The organism is Virgibacillus ihumii, assembly GCF_902726655.1.
Classification (GTDB): Bacteria; Bacillota; Bacilli; order Bacillales; family Amphibacillaceae; genus Lentibacillus; species Lentibacillus ihumii.
Map to the genome: position 1 here is coordinate 1,071,395 of NZ_CACVAN010000001.1, position 16,622 is coordinate 1,088,016.

At 39.6% G+C, this 16,622-nt stretch carries 16 protein-coding genes; 2 read left to right on the plus strand and 14 right to left on the minus strand.

Annotation, left to right across the window (positions count from 1 at the left end):
* Positions 1-134: 134 nt before the first annotated feature.
* The 8 genes from dnaK to gpr form a co-directional block, all read right to left on the minus strand.
* Entirely contained in the window at positions 135-1,973 is a 1,839-nt protein-coding gene (gene dnaK / locus HUX68_RS05380) for a molecular chaperone DnaK (RefSeq protein WP_174613856.1), read from the minus strand.
* A 29-nt stretch (positions 1,974-2,002) separates the two neighbouring features.
* Positions 2,003-2,608, minus strand: coding sequence for a nucleotide exchange factor GrpE (grpE, locus tag HUX68_RS05385; RefSeq protein WP_174613857.1), 606 nt, complete (start codon positions 2,606-2,608; stop codon positions 2,003-2,005).
* A gap of 133 nt (positions 2,609-2,741) precedes the next feature.
* Complete coding sequence (gene hrcA / locus HUX68_RS05390) at positions 2,742-3,773, minus strand: heat-inducible transcriptional repressor HrcA (protein WP_174613858.1); 1,032 nt, start codon at positions 3,771-3,773, stop codon at positions 2,742-2,744.
* A gap of 76 nt (positions 3,774-3,849) precedes the next feature.
* Positions 3,850-5,007, minus strand: coding sequence for a radical SAM family heme chaperone HemW (gene hemW / locus HUX68_RS05395; RefSeq protein ID WP_174613859.1), 1,158 nt, complete (start codon positions 5,005-5,007; stop codon positions 3,850-3,852).
* A 77-nt stretch (positions 5,008-5,084) separates the two neighbouring features.
* Positions 5,085-6,893: a translation elongation factor 4 gene (lepA, locus tag HUX68_RS05400; protein WP_174613860.1), complete on the minus strand. Its 1,809-nt coding sequence runs from the start codon at positions 6,891-6,893 to the stop codon at positions 5,085-5,087.
* Between the two features lie 224 nt (positions 6,894-7,117).
* Positions 7,118-7,417 (minus strand): hypothetical protein, encoded by a 300-nt coding sequence (locus HUX68_RS05405; RefSeq protein WP_174613861.1) that lies wholly within the window; start codon positions 7,415-7,417, stop codon positions 7,118-7,120.
* A 21-nt stretch (positions 7,418-7,438) separates the two neighbouring features.
* Entirely contained in the window at positions 7,439-8,620 is a 1,182-nt protein-coding gene (spoIIP, locus tag HUX68_RS05410) for a stage II sporulation protein P (RefSeq protein WP_174613862.1), read from the minus strand.
* A 115-nt stretch (positions 8,621-8,735) separates the two neighbouring features.
* Positions 8,736-9,824 carry a GPR endopeptidase gene (gene gpr, locus HUX68_RS05415; protein WP_174613863.1) on the minus strand — a complete coding sequence of 363 codons (1,089 nt, stop codon included), beginning with the start codon at positions 9,822-9,824 and terminating at the stop codon, positions 8,736-8,738.
* A gap of 174 nt (positions 9,825-9,998) precedes the next feature.
* On the opposite strand from gpr, the gene rpsT reads away from it, so the two are divergent.
* On the plus strand, positions 9,999-10,265 hold the full coding sequence (gene rpsT / locus HUX68_RS05420) for a 30S ribosomal protein S20 (protein ID WP_174613864.1): 267 nt from the start codon (positions 9,999-10,001) through the stop codon (positions 10,263-10,265).
* 87 nt (positions 10,266-10,352) lie between these two features.
* On the opposite strand, the gene holA is transcribed toward rpsT, so the two are convergent.
* Positions 10,353-11,375: a DNA polymerase III subunit delta gene (gene holA, locus HUX68_RS05425; RefSeq protein ID WP_174613865.1), complete on the minus strand. Its 1,023-nt coding sequence runs from the start codon at positions 11,373-11,375 to the stop codon at positions 10,353-10,355.
* 302 nt (positions 11,376-11,677) lie between these two features.
* Between holA and HUX68_RS05430 the strand changes: the two genes are divergently transcribed.
* Positions 11,678-11,812 carry a YqzM family protein gene (locus tag HUX68_RS05430; protein WP_174613866.1) on the plus strand — a complete coding sequence of 45 codons (135 nt, stop codon included), beginning with the start codon at positions 11,678-11,680 and terminating at the stop codon, positions 11,810-11,812.
* Positions 11,813-11,931: 119 nt separating this feature from the next.
* Here the strand turns inward: HUX68_RS05430 and HUX68_RS05435 are convergent, their stop codons facing one another.
* The 5 genes from HUX68_RS05435 to rsfS form a co-directional block, all read right to left on the minus strand.
* On the minus strand, positions 11,932-14,211 hold the full coding sequence (locus tag HUX68_RS05435) for a DNA internalization-related competence protein ComEC/Rec2 (RefSeq protein ID WP_174613867.1): 2,280 nt from the start codon (positions 14,209-14,211) through the stop codon (positions 11,932-11,934).
* A gap of 9 nt (positions 14,212-14,220) precedes the next feature.
* Positions 14,221-14,784, minus strand: a complete 564-nt coding sequence (locus HUX68_RS05440; RefSeq protein ID WP_174613868.1) for a ComE operon protein 2 — start codon at positions 14,782-14,784, stop codon at positions 14,221-14,223.
* Positions 14,785-14,815: 31 nt separating this feature from the next.
* On the minus strand, positions 14,816-15,403 hold the full coding sequence (locus HUX68_RS05445) for a helix-hairpin-helix domain-containing protein (protein ID WP_174613869.1): 588 nt from the start codon (positions 15,401-15,403) through the stop codon (positions 14,816-14,818).
* Positions 15,404-15,503: 100 nt separating this feature from the next.
* Positions 15,504-16,244, minus strand: a complete 741-nt coding sequence (locus tag HUX68_RS05450) for a class I SAM-dependent DNA methyltransferase (protein WP_246206617.1) — start codon at positions 16,242-16,244, stop codon at positions 15,504-15,506.
* 19 nt (positions 16,245-16,263) lie between these two features.
* A complete protein-coding gene (gene rsfS, locus HUX68_RS05455) occupies positions 16,264-16,620 on the minus strand; it encodes a ribosome silencing factor (RefSeq protein ID WP_174613871.1) in 357 nt (118 codons plus the stop codon).
* Positions 16,621-16,622 lie beyond the last annotated feature (2 nt).

Here is a 16,622-nt window from a genome sequence, read left to right on the forward strand (position 1 = left end):
ATACCATTATATGATGCCCGGTGGCAAACAAACACTGATTCACCTGGTTGTACTATAAAAAAACAGTCATCAGAAAAAAAGTCAAAGCCAAGAGATTCCTGACTTTGACTATTTTTTAAAAATGGATGCTATCCTTATTTCTTATCTTCTTCGTCGTCAACTTCTTTATAATCAGCATCTTCCACGTCGTCTGCAGAGCCTGATCCTGTTTCTTCAGAACCTTGTTGCGCTTGCTGTTCCTGCTGCATTTGCTCATACATTTTTACTGAAAGCTGTTGAACCTGCTCCTGTAGTGCATCCTTCTTCTCTTTAATCTGATCCAGATCATCAGCTTCAATTGCTTTCTGCAGTTCCGCTTTAGCATCTTCAGCTTTTTGCTTTTCATCCTCGGAAACATTTTCACCTAGATCTTTAATCGTTTTATCGGTTGTGAAGATAAGCTGATCCGCTTCATTGCGCAGTTCAATTTCCTCACGACGCTTTTTGTCTGCCTCAGCATTTTCTTCCGCATCTTTAACCATTTGTTCTACCTCTTCGTCAGATAAACCTGATGAAGATTTAATTGTAATGGATTGTTCTTTATTTGTTCCTTTATCTTTTGCACGAACACTTACAATACCATTTGCATCGATATCAAATGATACTTCAATTTGTGGCACCCCTCTTGGTGCTGGCGGGATATCGGTTAATTGGAAGCGGCCTAATGTTTTATTATCCGCTGCCATTTCACGCTCACCTTGAAGTACATGAATATCTACTGCAGTTTGGTTATCAGCAGCTGTTGAGAATACTTGAGATTCACTTGTTGGAATTGTTGTATTACGCTCAATTAACTTAGTCGTTACAGAGCCCATCGTTTCAATACCAAGTGATAGTGGTGTAACATCAAGCAATACAACATCTTTTACATCTCCCTGCAGGACACCGCCCTGGATTGCAGCACCAAGTGCAACAACTTCATCAGGGTTAACACCCTTGGATGGCTCTTTGCCAGTTTCGCGTTTAATTGCTTCTTGTACAGCCGGTATACGTGTTGAACCACCAACAAGAAGTACCCGGTTAATGTCATTTGACGACAGGTCAGCATCTTTCAATGCTTTTCTGGTCGGTACCATAGTACGCTCTACCAATTCCGTTGTAAGCTCTTCAAATTTCGCACGAGTCAATGTCATTTCCAAATGCATTGGCCCAGCTTCACCAGCTGTAATAAATGGAAGTGAAATTTGTGTCTGAGCTACACCCGATAATTCTTTCTTCGCTTTTTCAGCAGCATCTTTCAAACGCTGTGTTGCCATTTTATCCTGGGAAAGATCGATGCCATTTTCTTTCTTAAATTCTTTTACCATATGATCAATGATCACTTCATCAAAGTCATCACCACCAAGACGGTTATCACCGGCAGTTGAAACAACTTCAAACGTGCCTTCACCAATATCCAGGATTGAAACGTCAAACGTACCGCCACCCAGGTCATAAACAAGAATAGTCTGATCCTGGTCTTCTTTGTCAATTCCATATGCCAGTGCTGCCGCTGTTGGCTCATTAATGATTCGCTCTACTTCAAGGCCAGCAATTTTACCAGCATCTTTTGTAGCCTGACGTTCTGCATCATTAAAGTAAGCCGGTACCGTAATAACGGCTTTTTCAACATCTTCTCCCAGATAATCTTCTGCATATGACTTAATGTGCTGCAGAATAATCGCTGAAACTTCCTGTGGTGTATATTCTTTATCTTCAATCTTCACCTTATAGTCAGTGCCCATATGACGTTTAACGGATTGAATGGTGTTCGGGTTGGTTATTGCCTGACGTTTTGCAACCTCGCCTACCTGACGTTCACCATTTTTGAACGCAACAACTGATGGTGTAGTCCGGTTGCCTTCCGGAGTTGGGATAACAACAGCTTCCCCGCCTTCCATAACGGATACACATGAATTTGTTGTACCTAAGTCAATACCTATAATCTTACTCATAAAACATTTCCTCCTTAACTGCTATCCAATTACTTATTTACTTTAACCATTGCAGGTCGAATCACTTTGTCTTTCAGCATATAGCCTTTCTGCAATTCTTCTGCAACCATATTTGATTCCATTTCTTCATCTTCCACTTGCATGACAGCATGGTGAAGATTTGGGTCAAACTCTTTGCCTACACATTCGATTTCCTCAATGTCATTAGCCTTTAACGCATCCTTAATTTGACGATAAACCATTGAAATGCCATCAACGAAATTTTCAGCAGCATCCGTAACCTCAACCTGCAATGCCCGCTCAAAGTTATCCATAGCCGGCAATAACTCGGTTGCCAGTGCCTCTGCTTTATATTTTCGTTCCGCTTCTTTTTCTTTTTGGGAACGTTTTTTGAAGTTATCAAATTCAGCCTGTGTTCTCAACATACGCTGATAGAATTCATCCTTATCCTGTTTCAGCTTGCTGATTTCAGCTTTCAGATCTTCCATCTCACTTTCATCCGATCCAAGTTGTTGCTGCAGGTCATCCTGTCCCTGTTCCGGATTATCAATTACTTCAGTAGCTTCGGCTGTTTCTGGTGCCTCAGTTTCTTCAGCCTCATTACTGTTAACCGTTTTTTCCTTGTTTTCATCCATTTTTAGCCACCTCCTGCATAACCCAATTTCCATAATAGACTATATCATAAACACTATAATCCATTAAATTTATACACATGAAGAATTGATGGGAAAAGTCCCACCAAATCGATGTACCCTTTTATTAGAAGTTTTATTCACTCTTCTTATTCCATAAATATAAAACATCTGACATTTCGTGGGATAACGTACTTAACAGGTTAATAACCCTTTTATATTCCATCCTTGTCGGTCCAATGATTGCAATGGTTCCCATCTGCTCTTCATTCAATTGGTAAGTTGCCGTAATCAGACTTAAATCCTTTATGGCATCTGCCTTGTTTTCGTGGCCGATTGTTACTTTAATCCCATCGTGTGTTTCTTTAAGCAGCCTGGCAATTTGATCTTCATTTTCCATCATAGAATAAAAGGAACGTACTTTATTAATATCATTAAATTCAGGTTGCGTTAAAATATTGGTTTTACCCCCAAAATATAATTTTACCGGATTTTCATTGAAAAATGCCTGTTTTATATAATTGAACGACTTTTCAAAATCTGAAATATACCGTTTCATCAACACGACGATTTCAGAGTTAAGTTTTTCCGGTAATTGAATAAGGGGGACCCCTTGCAACCGGTCATTCAAAATATTAACCATCTTTTCCAGATCGGATGAACTTATTTCTTCCGGTAAGGAAAATGAACGATGTTCAACATGACCGTTATCCGTAACTAGTATCACGACTGCATTTTGCGTTGACAAAGTAACAATCTGCAATTGTTTCAGTTTGGTATCCAATACTTCAGGGCCTAATATTATCGACGTATAATTCGTAATGTCCGACAGAATTTCAGCAGATTTTTGTGCAATCTGTTCAAATTCGAAAAATCCGTCCTGAATCGAATTATGAATGAACTTAATATCACTCCCCGAACTTTTTGGTGCTGCCAAATGATCTACATAATAGCGATATCCTTTTTCAGAAGGAATACGCCCAGAGGATGAGTGTGTTTTTTCCAGGAAACCCATTTCTTCCAAATCCGCCATCTCATTGCGGATGGTCGCTGAACTGAAAGGAATCTTGCTTTTTTTGGAAATCGCACGTGAACCCACTGGCTCTGCTGATTCGATGAAATCATCAATAATGACCTGCAAAATCATTAATTGCCTTTCTGTTAACATGATGATCACCTCTGTTAGCACTCTCAATTACCGAGTGCTAATGCTAATAATAAATTATCAAATCCGCTTTTTTTTGTCAACGCACAAGCTTTAAATCTTCTTCCTCGAGCAGAAATTCCGCAAACACTTCATTTCCGAATAACAGCCCCTGATCGGTCAGGCAATAATGTCCGCGCTTTTCTGATAACCATCCTTTGTTCATCAGTCTTGCAATAGTATCTCCATACAACTTATCACATGGAAAACCAAACTTTTGCTTGAAATGATGCTGGTTAATCCCGCTCAACTTACGCAATCCCAGAAACATTTCTTCTTCCACCATTTCTTTCGGCCCGATTTTCTCTGTCGATAATACCGGTTTTCCGTTTTGCATAGCCTTTTTCGTGTAGGCGGGCAGCGGACGGATATTACCTGTTCGTTTTCCCGGCAGATATCCATGTGCGCCTGCACCAAATCCATAATAATGCTCATTATTCCAGTACGTCAGATTATGCTTGCTTTCATATCCTGTTTTTGCAAAATTACTGATTTCATACTGATTAATATTGTTCTTACGCATCGTACTTTTTAAAATTTCATACATTTGAACCTCTGATTCTTGTGGCGGACGGTGCAGCTTACCTTTCTTGTGACGCTGATAAAATACCGTTTTGGGTTCAATCTGCAATGCATACGTCGAATAATGCGGGAGATTAAATGAAACAGCTTCCTCTAGCGATTTCTGAAATTGCTCCACCGTCTGATTCGGCAATGCATAAATCAAATCAATACTAATATTGGAAAAACTATTTTGCTGAAGCAGATTGATTGTTTGATAAACGTCTTTTACTTTATGCAAACGGCCTAATTCTTCAAGCATTTGATCATCAAATACTTGGACGCCCAGTGAAATACGGTTCACTCCAAAACTTTTCAGCAGCTTGACTTTTTCCACTTCAAAGTCGCCCGGATTCCCTTCGATCGTGTATTCTTCGCAATTTGGAACGTCAAATTTTTGATTGATAAGTTCCAGCAATGACCGAAGCTGCTTCATATTCAATGCTGTAGGCGTCCCCCCGCCGATAAAAATGGTTTTAACCTTATTTTTATTTCCATTAATATTAGTATTTACTTCATTTGTCAGAGCTTCTATATATTCTGTAGCCAATTGTTCATTATAAAAGAACTTGGTAAAATCACAATAATGACAAATCTGCTGGCAGAATGGTATATGTATATAAACAGAATTCACCATTTTATCCTCTCCAATACATTCAGCCACCGAATAATCCCCGGTGGCTGAACAATGCTCAACTTCTTTTCCAATCCGTATTAATCATTGTCCATCTTCAAAACAGCCATAAATGCTTCTTGTGGAACTTCAACAGATCCGACCATTTTCATCCGTTTCTTTCCTTCTTTTTGTTTTTCCAGCAATTTTCGTTTCCGGGAAATATCGCCGCCATAACATTTGGATAAAACATTTTTCTTCATTGCTTTGATCGTTGAACGCGCGATAATCTTATTACCGATTGCTGCCTGAACCGGCACCTCAAATTGCTGCCTAGGAATAAGGTCTTTCAATTTATCAACAATATGTTTTCCGCGTTCATAAGCAAAATCCCGATGAACAATGAACGATAACGCGTCTATTGTTTCCCCATTCAGCAAAATATCCATTTTCACCAGTTTAGACGGTCTGTAGCCTATTAAATCATAATCAAAAGAAGCATATCCTTTCGTTTGTGATTTAAGCTGGTCAAAAAAGTCATAAACAATTTCAGAAAGCGGGATATGATAAACAACATTCACCCGTATTTCATCCAAGTATTCCATATCGACAAATTGCCCGCGTTTTTTTTGGGCAATTTCCATAACCGGACCGACAAAATCATTCGGTACCATGATGGTGGCTTTTACAAACGGTTCTCTGATTTCGCCAATCAGCTGCGGATCCGGCATCACAGAAGGGTTATCCACTTCGACTATTTCGTCATTGGTCTTTTCCACTTCATAAATAACACTCGGCGCAGTTGTAATTAGCTCAATGTTAAATTCTCTTTCGATACGTTCCTGGATAATTTCCATATGTAATAACCCCAAAAACCCGCAGCGAAAACCAAAGCCTAGCGCCTGTGATGTTTCTGCTTCATATTGAAGCGAGGAATCATTTAACTCAAGCCGCTCCAGCGCTTCCCGCAAATCATTGTATTTATTTGAATCAATCGGAAACATACCGCAAAATACCATCGGGTTCAATCGGCGATATCCGGGAAGCGGTTCATTCGCGGGATTATCCGCAAGGGTGATGGTATCCCCGACACGGCTGTCCCCCACGTTTTTGATGGAAGCTGTCAGAAACCCAACATCTCCAACAGTCAATTCGTCCTTGGCAACTGGTTTTGGTGTGAATACACCTATTTCATTTACTTCAAATTCTTTTCCGGTTGCCATCATTCTTATTTTATCGCCAACTTTAACAGATCCTTCTTTAATACAAACATAAGCAATTACTCCCCGGTAAGGATCATATAAGGAATCAAATATGAGTGCTTTTAAAGAGTCTGCATCATTTCCGGCCGGTGCAGGAATAACGTCAATAATACGTTCCAATATCTCTGGAATCCCGACATTATCCTTTGCTGAAGCATGGATGATATCGTTCTTATCAATTCCTATCACATCTTCCAGTTCCTCAGCTACCCTGTCAGGATCGGCATTCGGTAAATCAATTTTGTTTATAACCGGAATAATTTCCAACTCATTATCCAAAGCCAGGTAGACATTTGCAAGTGTTTGAGCTTCTATCCCCTGTGCTGCATCAACAACCAAAATTGCCCCCTCACATGCAGCAAGACTCCTGGAAACTTCATATGTAAAATCAACATGTCCCGGTGTATCAATTAGATGAAACGTATATTCTTCTCCATTCTCACTATCATAATGTAATTGAACAGCATTCAGCTTAATAGTGATTCCACGCTCACGTTCCAAGTCCATAGCATCCAGAAACTGTTCTTTCATTTCACGTTGTGTCAATGCTTTTGTATTTTCAAGAATCCGGTCAGCCAGCGTAGACTTCCCGTGGTCGATATGTGCTATAATCGAAAAATTCCGTACATGACTTTGTTTATTAACCATTCGTGACGTTCACTCCTACATGTCTTTTAAAATAGTTGCTTACAGACGTCAACAGCTAGGATTGATTATAGCAATTGCACCACACACATTCAAGAACAAAAGCACAGGCACTTGTTCAAAAGCCATGATAAGCTGACTGTTTTATCAGGAACTTCAGCTTTTTTTAAAGGTAATTTTGTTGTTTTCACAAAACCTATAAACTGCGACATAGTATTCTTAAAAAATCACTCAAAAAACACGTGAATAAATCCGTAAATTATGTCAACGACAATGTTATAGAATCCCTTTACTGTGCTTTCCAGAAAGCTGGCTGTTTTTTGCGTCAAATTTGGAGGTTGTTCTGCTTTCAATACTTTTTCATCAGTTGTCTGTTGATTAACTGTTATAACCTGTACGTCCTTCATTTGTTCCTGTTTCACTGTATTCTCTTGCTGCTTACCGGTTTCCCCGCCGCGATCCATGCCAAGTACCAATCCAGTCAGAAAGAAAACAACCAATAACAATAAAACCAAAATCGAACGCATATTACCAACCTCCTTTATCAGTTATTTTGGATTACTCACTTTTTCAGCATCCCAGTAATAGTCACTAAATACGTCCGCTACTGCATCCGCTGTACGATGTAATTCTTCAAGTGAATTACCAACTCCCCCAACTTCCATCAAAAGTGCATTCCCTGACAAATCCTGGTTATATACACCGTTGCTTCCTTCTCCTTTTTTAACAATTACACCTCTACTTAACCCTGGGTATCTTTCTTTAAAAAGTTCATTAAGTTTCTTGGCCAAAATTAAATTTTCCCTATAGTTTTCATACTTCCCGCCTACAACAAACATGATTCTTGCATAAGGATTCCCATTAATCTTAGTTGTGGTTTCACTTCTTGGCTGTGCATCACGATGGATGTCGATTATATACTTGAAATCATCATTCCGGGACATTGCTTTCTGTACCACATTTCTGGATGCAGAATATGCCTGCCAATATTCCCATCCTTTATCATTTAAAATTCCCATTATATTTTCATCTGCAACAGCTGTACCAATACCATTTTGCTCCAGTTTTTTGGCTAAATAATCACTAATTTTCGTTACATTCACTTTTTTGTGATGAGCTAAATCCGGATCGTTAACTTCAGGAAGATGCGGTAAAAAGGATTCGGTATTATGTGTATTATAGAGAAAAACAACTTCCTTTTTCCCGGTAGAGTGTTGACCATCCTTCGAACTGTTTTCACTCGAGTCTTGCTTCTTATCCGAATCGCCTATAACCGCCTTTCTGTCTTCCAACGTTTCATCCACCGGTGGTGACGATTCAATGGGCAAATTCGTATAATTCGTTCCTTCACCTGCTACAATTATTTCATATGCAAAATTGGACATCCCTGGAATTTCTTTTCCCAGCAAGCTTCTGGGGTCATTTGGCTTTATACTTGTCGCCATTTGGAAAAAGGTATCCGGTAAATCAGGTAATGCTTTATCATCCGGATATGCCTCTTTGAATGCCCTGTTTTCCATTGCCAGCAAATATAAAAATGACGTGCTTTCAATTTCACTTGTCCAATCGGAAATCGTTTCCGATGAAATACGATATGCCGGGGCAACTGTTGTCAACAGGCCAATAACAACGAATAAAATAAGAACTGATATCACATAAACGCTACTTCTTCTGTATATTTGCAGAAACCCTTTCCGGTTTTTATTGTTTGGTCCATTTCCTGACACCATCGTTCCACCCCTTCTGAAGAACTCTTTCATAGTAAAATCTATGAAATATCTTCAGAAACTAGAACACATTCTTTTGGATTAACAGAATTAATAGAGAAACGAGGCAGGATTGAACCTACCTCGTGTACGACGCAAAATTTTCAACTGTAATGTTTTCGTGCATGGCAGCGTTTAATCCAGTAGCAAGCAATGTAGCCATATCCTTCATGAATCCATCCACTTCCTTAGGTGTAACCATCAGATTGTGTCCGATTGGTGTGAGCACTTCCTTAATCAATGTTCTTTTCTCATCCTCAGACAGTCCACCAACAATACCTAAAAAGGTTTTTCGCTGCTCCTCATCAGGTAAATCTTCTTCCGTGAATTTTTTCTCACCAAACGTCATACTTGCCGGGGCAAGTGACTTTGAGGGGTTATCTTTTTCCCGCCATTCCCGTCCAAAATGTTTTAAAAGATAATCAATCGTGTCACTGGTAATTGTCACCGCATCCACAACGGTCGGAACACCAATGGAAAACACTGGTATTCCCAATGTTTCTTTGCTCAGTTCCTTCCGCTTATTGCCAACACCTGAGCCTGGGTGAATTCCTGAATCAGCAAGCTGAATCGTCTCATTAACGCGTTCAATCGAACGGGACGCCAAAGCATCAATAGCGATGACAAAATCCGGATTAAACTTTTCCACGATCCCAAAAATGATATCGCTCGTTTCCATCCCCGTTACTCCCATTACACCAGGTGTCACTGCTGCAACCGGTCGATACCCTTCGGAAACCGATTCATGATCCATCTTAAATAAATGACTGGTTACCAGAACTTTTTCAACACTCATTGGTCCAAGTGCATCAGGTGTAACATTCCAGTTTCCCAGACCCACAACCAGCCCGTTTGCATCTGCCGGCAAGCCTTCCTGATCAATAAGTCTTTCCAATTCTTCCGCCAGTATTTTTGCAGCAGCTTCCTGCCGCTTTGTATCTTGCCGTTTAACACCATCAGCATAAATCGTAATATATGTTCCCGGTTTCTTACCGATAAGCTTTGATCCTTCCTCATCTACTTCAACATTTGATATGCGGATACTGCTTTCTTCACGTTCCTTAACGGTTACTCCTTTAATTTCCTGTTGTTCATTTTCCTTTTCCACATACATGTCCTTTGCCTCAACGGCCAAGTCCGTTCTTACCTGATATTCTTCATTTCTCATTATAAATTACTCCTTCTCATCAGGATTTATTTCTTCTCTATAAAATAGACTTCACCAATAGACAAGAAAACATACAATAATGTCGGAATGCAGCTATTGAAAAGGTTGTCTTCCTTTGGTAAAATGTCATTTGTTCATTACTAATGAAACGTTATTGTTTTAGGAGGTGAAACAATGGCTAATATTAAATCAGCAATTAAACGGGTAGATACAAACAGAACAAAGCAAGAACAAAATTTGCAGTTCAAATCAGATATGCGCACCCAAATTAAGCGCGTTGAGAAATTAATCGAGGCGAAAGATGCGGAGAATGCAAAGCCTGCATTAAACTTGGCAGTTAAAAAAATTGATAAAGCAATCCAAAAAGGTGTTGTCCATAAAAATAATGGAAATCGCCAAAAATCAAGACTCACAAAAAAAGTTAACCAGCTTAGTGCCTAGTATACGTGAAAAACGATCCCTTTCGTAAGGATCGTTTTTTTTACTGTTTTTCTGTTTTACAATTCACATACATGGATCTTAAAATTTTTAAGCAGGTTGGATTAGTTCATACAATAATAATTCGAAAGCAAGTTCTTTCTCCATTTGCCCCCGTTTGATAGATGCATCTGCTTCTGTTAACCTATCCATAATTTCCTCAAGCCGCCTGACCGAAAATTGCCGTTCGCGATTCATGGCAATTTTAATAACGTAAGGGTGAACGGCAAGCTGCTTTTGCATCTGGAATTGACTATACCCTTTTTGTTTAAGAAGTTTAACCCGGAGAATCGTCCGGAACTGAAAAGCCAATAATGCGATCATGCCAATCGGCTCTTCATTCATTTTTTCAAGACTTTTGTATATGGAAATTGCTTTGTGCAAATTCGATTCGATTACCGCATCGACCAGTCGCAGTGATGAATTATTGGTCGATTGGGATATCAAGCTTTCTGCAACATCTGCAGTTACATGCCCGCCATCGCCTGCAAATAAGGCAAGTTTGGTTATTTCATTTTGCAGTAATTGCAGGTCACTTGATAACTCGGTTTCCAATATATCAAATGCTTTTTTATCAATGGTAATATTCATGCTTTTGATAAGATCCTCGATCCATTTTCCAATTTCATAATCCTTAACCGGCATACACTCTGCAATAGCTCCATTTTTCTTAAACGCTTTGCTGATTTTTTTTCGCGTATCAATTTTTTCATATGGCGCGACAAAAACAACCACAGAAAAATCGACCGGCTGTTCCAGATATTGCGATAGCCTGTCCAGGTCATGCTCAAATGGAAGTTTGTCCGGTTTTGCCTTTAAAAAAGATGGGTTATGAGCAATAATCAGTTTCTTCTCGCCGAAGAAAGGAAACGTTTCGGCATCTGTTACCACTTCCTGCACGGGGGTCTCGTCCAAATCATACACGGATAAATTTTCATTATCATCGTCAGGAATAACAGCTTTTGTAATGGATTTAACTATATTTTGAATGAAGTAGGATTCAGTTCCGTATAATAAGTATGCTGGTACAATTTGCTGTTTTTTGGTCTGCTGCAAAACTTCAGTATATGTCATGCCTTTCACTCCAATTTACGATATATTTAATCGTAAATCGTTCAAAGGTGGATAGCAAGCAATTTCTCAAAAAGCTGGAGGAAAATTGAAGCTGCAATTTCCCTCCATGATCTATTTGAACGTTCGCAACCCAGCCCTAGGAACTGCATTCCAAACGGTATTTACTTATAGGATGACCATCAAGCTCAAAAGTATAGATGTTAACTCTTTCTAATAATGGTGGGAATTCTTCACGTATAAAATCACTGGTGGATTTTTTTATGTAATTCATTTATACTTGAACTTGTATAGGAGGGGTAGATATGAACCAATTTGAAAAAGATGTACAATCCAAAAACAATGATGTTGTAGATTCAATCATGGGCTTCACTTTCTCATTTCTGTTCTTTGTCCTGATATTTGCTATCGGTGTAACCATTAGTGTTGTCAGCTCCTGAGAACATCCGCATGCAAAAATAACGTTTCCACCAATGTAAATAAGCTTGAAGCAGAAAGAGACGGATTATTTCCAGTCTCTTTTATTATTTCCCATGATTTAACCATCATCTGCTTCAGCTTATGGCAAGTAAGTCATAAATGTTCCATTCTCCTGCTCATAAATATACTGAATGGCACCTTTTTTATCGGTTCTGATTATAATCGATTTTGCTTTTTCAAGTTCCGTAAGTACTTCAGCATGTGGATGTCCATATGAATTATTTATTCCCGCTGAGATCATTGCAACCCTTGGCTGAATTTGGTTTAAAAATACCGGATCAGTCGATGAATCGCTGCCATGATGGGCTACTTTCAGCACTTCAGCTGTTAAATCAGGGTATTTGGAAATGATGTACTTTTCGGTTTCTTTGCCGATATCGCCGGTGAACAGCCAGGATTTCCCGCCAATTATGCTATACAGCACAAGTGAATTTTCATTTGTTGATCCCCGGTCCGAATCCGGTGAAAGCACTTGAAATGTTTGGCCGCCTACAGTAATTATCCCACCGGCTTCAACACGCTGTACTCGGGTGTCAGACGACTCCAGCAGTTGCAGCATGGGGTTTTTAAATTCATAATAATTGCTGACAACCACTTTATTGACATCCATTTCTGCTGCAAGAAACGGAATACTACCCATATGATCCGAATCCGAATGACTGATAAATACTGCATCAATTTTCCGGATACCTTCTTCATATAAAAATGGCTTGATGACCTGATCATAAACTGTATCTGTAGGCTGCTGATCCGCAAATGATATTTTAGCTCCGGCATCAATCAAAATCACGCCTTTCCGATACGGCAGTTCAATTACCATCGCATCTCCCTGTCCAATATCAAGCATCGTTACTTTTCCAACCGGTGACAAATAAGGTTTGGCAGCAATCATGACAATCAGCAATGTCAAACAGCAACCATACTGGAAAGCCTGCCTTACTTTCACAAGTTGAAGATTATACATAAATGCCAAATACACCAGATAATAAACGACGGAGGCAGTCAATGAAAAATCCCCAATCACGAATGGATAATAAGCAACCTGATCAATCCTGGAAATAAAACCGATAATGATCGGATGGACCGATAAGAATAAACTATCCATAAACGAGGTGAAAAGCTGTAACGGAAATAACAGCATCAATACAAACAGAAACGGGATAGCCATAATTGAAAAATATGGAACAATAAGGAGATTTACCAGGATGGACAGCGGATGAAAAGTTGAAAAGTACACAAGCTGCAACGGAAGAATCAGCATTTGAGCAACAAAGCTGATTTTTAATACAGTCCAAGCAGCTGAATTGGTTTGCAGCAACCATTGGCGGGACAAAAGCAGTCCGAATGCGACAAGAAAAGAGAGCTGAAAACCGACATTGTACACAATAAATTTGTTAAAAATTATCAGCGCAATAAACACAATACCCAGTACATCTGTTACGCTGAAGGCGACCCTCGCCCTGCTGATCATAAGAACAAGTACTACCATTACACTCGCTCGCCAGACAGACGGTTCCCCGCCTGCAAGAAATGCATACAACGGCAAAAAGAAGATAATGATGGTTTGTGCTTGTTCTTTCGTACAAACAGAAAACTTAACGAGAAGAAAATAAACCATACCGACAATTAGTACGATGTGCTGACCGGAAATGGCCAGAATGTGTGACAGGTTCCAACGCTGGAATAATGCGATGGTTTCTTCATCCAGCTGCGAATCATCTCCAAGAACCAAAGCATTCATCCAAGCTGCGGTGGTTGGGCTTACATTCCCAGTTATATAATTAATTAATTTACTGCGAAGTTTATATAAGTTGTCTAGAGGAGAGGATCCATCACATTCAATGTCAGCAAGTGATGCGATCATTAATTGATGTGTAATTCCTTTGGAGAGAAGAAATTTTCGGTAGTCGAACTGACCGGGATTTCTGGCAGTGGCGGGCAATTCCAGGGTTCCGGAAATAGTGCATTGTGCACCATATTTCAAATTACCAAGGTATTGATTGTTGCTATCTTTAAAATAAACCGCCTGATATTCCTTGTTTGTTCCACGCTCTTCAAATACAAACTCCAATTTCTTAGGTCCCTCATGGACAGGTCCTGAAATTCGGCCGATGATCCCTATAGTTTCAGTGGTTACATTATTTTGCGTGACAGTGAGTTCATCAAGATCTGGGATCCAGAAATAAAAAGAAACTAAAGAAATAACGGACAGCATAACCGGAATTATCGGCACCCTTCCTCTGTGCAGCATGATGGCCAGCCAAAGAAGGAAGCATGCGATAATTATTGGATTATGAATTACAATTGCTATAAAACTGCTTAATGCTGCCAGTGCAGGAAAATGCCAATACCCTTTCACACCAGCCACCTAAATATCAAACAGCTCTTTCGCTTCAGCTTTCAATGCATCTAATGTTTCATTATCATCTGTATGGTTATGAAGTTCATTCAATAAATGATGGATGTATTGCTCTTTTTCTTTAAACCGAGTGTCAAGTGCAATCGCTGACAGTTCAACCTTCTTCGTCTCCACACCGGCATCAGTGAATAATTCCTCCGCATATGGATGGTTCTTATAGTCTGTTGCATAATAGATACTTTTGATTCCTGCCTGGATAATTTGCTTGCAGCATTGCAGACAAGGAAAATGGGTTACGTAAATCTCCGCTCCTTCTGTCGGCACTCCGAATTTTGCACATTGAAGCAATGCATTTGCTTCAGCATGGACGGTGCGGACGCAATGACCGTCAATAACATAACACCCTTCATCGATACAATGAACACTTCCGGAAACACTGCCATTATATCCACCGGCTATGATCCGTTTCTCCCTGACAATGGTTGCCCCGACCATAAGCCGTGTACAGGTGCTTCTTAATGCAAGCAGGTGACTTTGCGCCATAAAATACTGATTCCAGGATATTCTTTCCATTATGTATACCACCTTTAATTACTTCTGTTTTTTACGGGATTTGGATGCGATCCTCTAAATTTTGCAGTGTTATTTCACCTATTCCGGGAACTTCAAGCAAATCCTCTGTGGATTTAAACAATCCAAATTCATCCCGGTACTGGATAATTGCCTGCGCTTTTGACGGACCAATACCATTCAGCGTTTCAATTTCCTCCTGTGAGGCATAGTTGATTCTTATTTTTCTGGCTCCACTGCCGCCTGATTGAGCCGCTGATACTGTTGGGTCCCCCTTCCTCGGGATTAGGATAATCATTTCATCCTGCACTTTTTGTGCGAGATTTACCATCGTTTGATCCGCATTTTTTGTGAAACCGCCCGCAAGTGCAATAACATCATTCACCCGGGACTCCAAACTGACTTCATAAACACCAGGATTCACGACCGCACCCTTGACATCAACAACAGCTGCGGAAGACACATTCTCCTCCTTTTCCTTACTAACAGCAGGTGTTTGCAAAGAAACTTTATTGGAGTGAACGTCATTTTCCTTCACTTTATCATTATTTAGGAATAAAATAAAAACAACTGCGACAGCAATTACAATAAAGAGGAAGTTTTTCTTGAGGAAGTCAAGCACCGTTTTTCACATCCTTCGAAGGAAATGGGGAAAATATTCTAAACTACTTATTCGACACAAATCCGGAAAATCCTCTTTTTTAAAAAACAGCCGGAAAATTTTATTTTTCCGGCTGTTTTTCAGCAATAATAAAAATTCGTTCAGACTTTTCTTCGTCAAAATCAACATTCATTAAAAAATCCCCGTATAAACCTGAAATTTTAAACCCCGCTTCATGTAAAAGTTTTTTATAAAAATGAACAAAATAGGTGCGCTGATAGTGTGATTCCTCAAAACGATCATATTTTTTACCATCATATACAAAAAACGTAAGATCATGATGCATTTCTCCAGGTTTTTCTCCATCTGTGCAAAACCAGATGTACGATACATCATCCTGAACATCGGCAAAGGTGTTATTTACGTAAAACTGAACGACTTGATTAACCGAATGTACATCAAACATGAACAAACCACCTGTTTTCAACGATTCAGCCACACAATGAAAGACACTCCTTAACGCATCTTCTTCCGTTATATAATTGATAACATCACAAAAACTTATCGCGGCATCGAGATTGTTTAAGCCTTCCAGAAACTGCAAATCCTGATGAATCCATTGAATTGACATTCTTTCCTGATCTGCCCGTTTCCTAGCAACACTTAACATATCTACTGAGTTGTCAACACCCGTAACCTGGTATCCTTTATGGGCAAGCTTTGTTGCTATTTGACCTGTTCCACAGCCCAGGTCTGCAATGGTTTTTACATTTTTCCCAGACCGGCTGATAATGTTCTCGGTAAAGTCAACCCACTGTTCATATGGTGCATTATCCATTAATTTATCATATACGTTCGCCATTTGATGATACGCCGTCATATTACCAGTTCTGACCTATATTCAATTCAATTTTAGATGCATCTCCCCATAGACGCTCCAGATTATAGTAGGACCGTTCATCCTTATGAAAAATATGACAAACTACATCGCCAAGATCCACGAGAATCCATCGTGCCTGTTCATAGCCTTCCAATCGTTTTATGGAAACATCTATTTCTTCCATCGATTCCTTAATGGCTCTGGAAATTGCCTGTACTTGCCGTTCATTGCTCCCATGACAAATGAGAAAATAATCAGCCATCAATGAGACATCTTTCATGTCCAATGCTACAATATCCATTGCGCGTTTATCTTCACACGCATTTGCAGCCCTTTGCACGAGTTCATTATTATCCATGA

Bases quoted from the DNA above. Each gene is read 5' to 3' on its own strand.
- HUX68_RS05430 (WP_174613866.1), top strand. From the start codon at position 11,678: ATGAACCAATTTGAAAAAGATGTACAATCCAAAAACAATGATGTTGTA.
- holA (WP_174613865.1), bottom strand. From the start codon at position 11,375: ATGACATATACTGAAGTTTTGCAGCAGACCAAAAAACAGCAAATTGTA.
- dnaK (WP_174613856.1), bottom strand. From the start codon at position 1,973: ATGAGTAAGATTATAGGTATTGACTTAGGTACAACAAATTCATGTGTA.
- HUX68_RS05450 (WP_246206617.1), bottom strand. From the start codon at position 16,244: ATGGCGAACGTATATGATAAATTAATGGATAATGCACCATATGAACAG.
- grpE (WP_174613857.1), bottom strand. From the start codon at position 2,608: ATGGATGAAAACAAGGAAAAAACGGTTAACAGTAATGAGGCTGAAGAA.
- rsfS (WP_174613871.1), bottom strand. From the start codon at position 16,620: ATGGATAATAATGAACTCGTGCAAAGGGCTGCAAATGCGTGTGAAGAT.
- hemW (WP_174613859.1), bottom strand. From the start codon at position 5,007: ATGGTGAATTCTGTTTATATACATATACCATTCTGCCAGCAGATTTGT.
- HUX68_RS05405 (WP_174613861.1), bottom strand. From the start codon at position 7,417: ATGCGTTCGATTTTGGTTTTATTGTTATTGGTTGTTTTCTTTCTGACT.
- gpr (WP_174613863.1), bottom strand. From the start codon at position 9,824: ATGAGAAATGAAGAATATCAGGTAAGAACGGACTTGGCCGTTGAGGCA.
- HUX68_RS05440 (WP_174613868.1), bottom strand. From the start codon at position 14,784: ATGGAAAGAATATCCTGGAATCAGTATTTTATGGCGCAAAGTCACCTG.
- rpsT (WP_174613864.1), top strand. From the start codon at position 9,999: ATGGCTAATATTAAATCAGCAATTAAACGGGTAGATACAAACAGAACA.
- hrcA (WP_174613858.1), bottom strand. From the start codon at position 3,773: ATGTTAACAGAAAGGCAATTAATGATTTTGCAGGTCATTATTGATGAT.
- lepA (WP_174613860.1), bottom strand. From the start codon at position 6,893: ATGGTTAATAAACAAAGTCATGTACGGAATTTTTCGATTATAGCACAT.
- spoIIP (WP_174613862.1), bottom strand. From the start codon at position 8,620: ATGGTGTCAGGAAATGGACCAAACAATAAAAACCGGAAAGGGTTTCTG.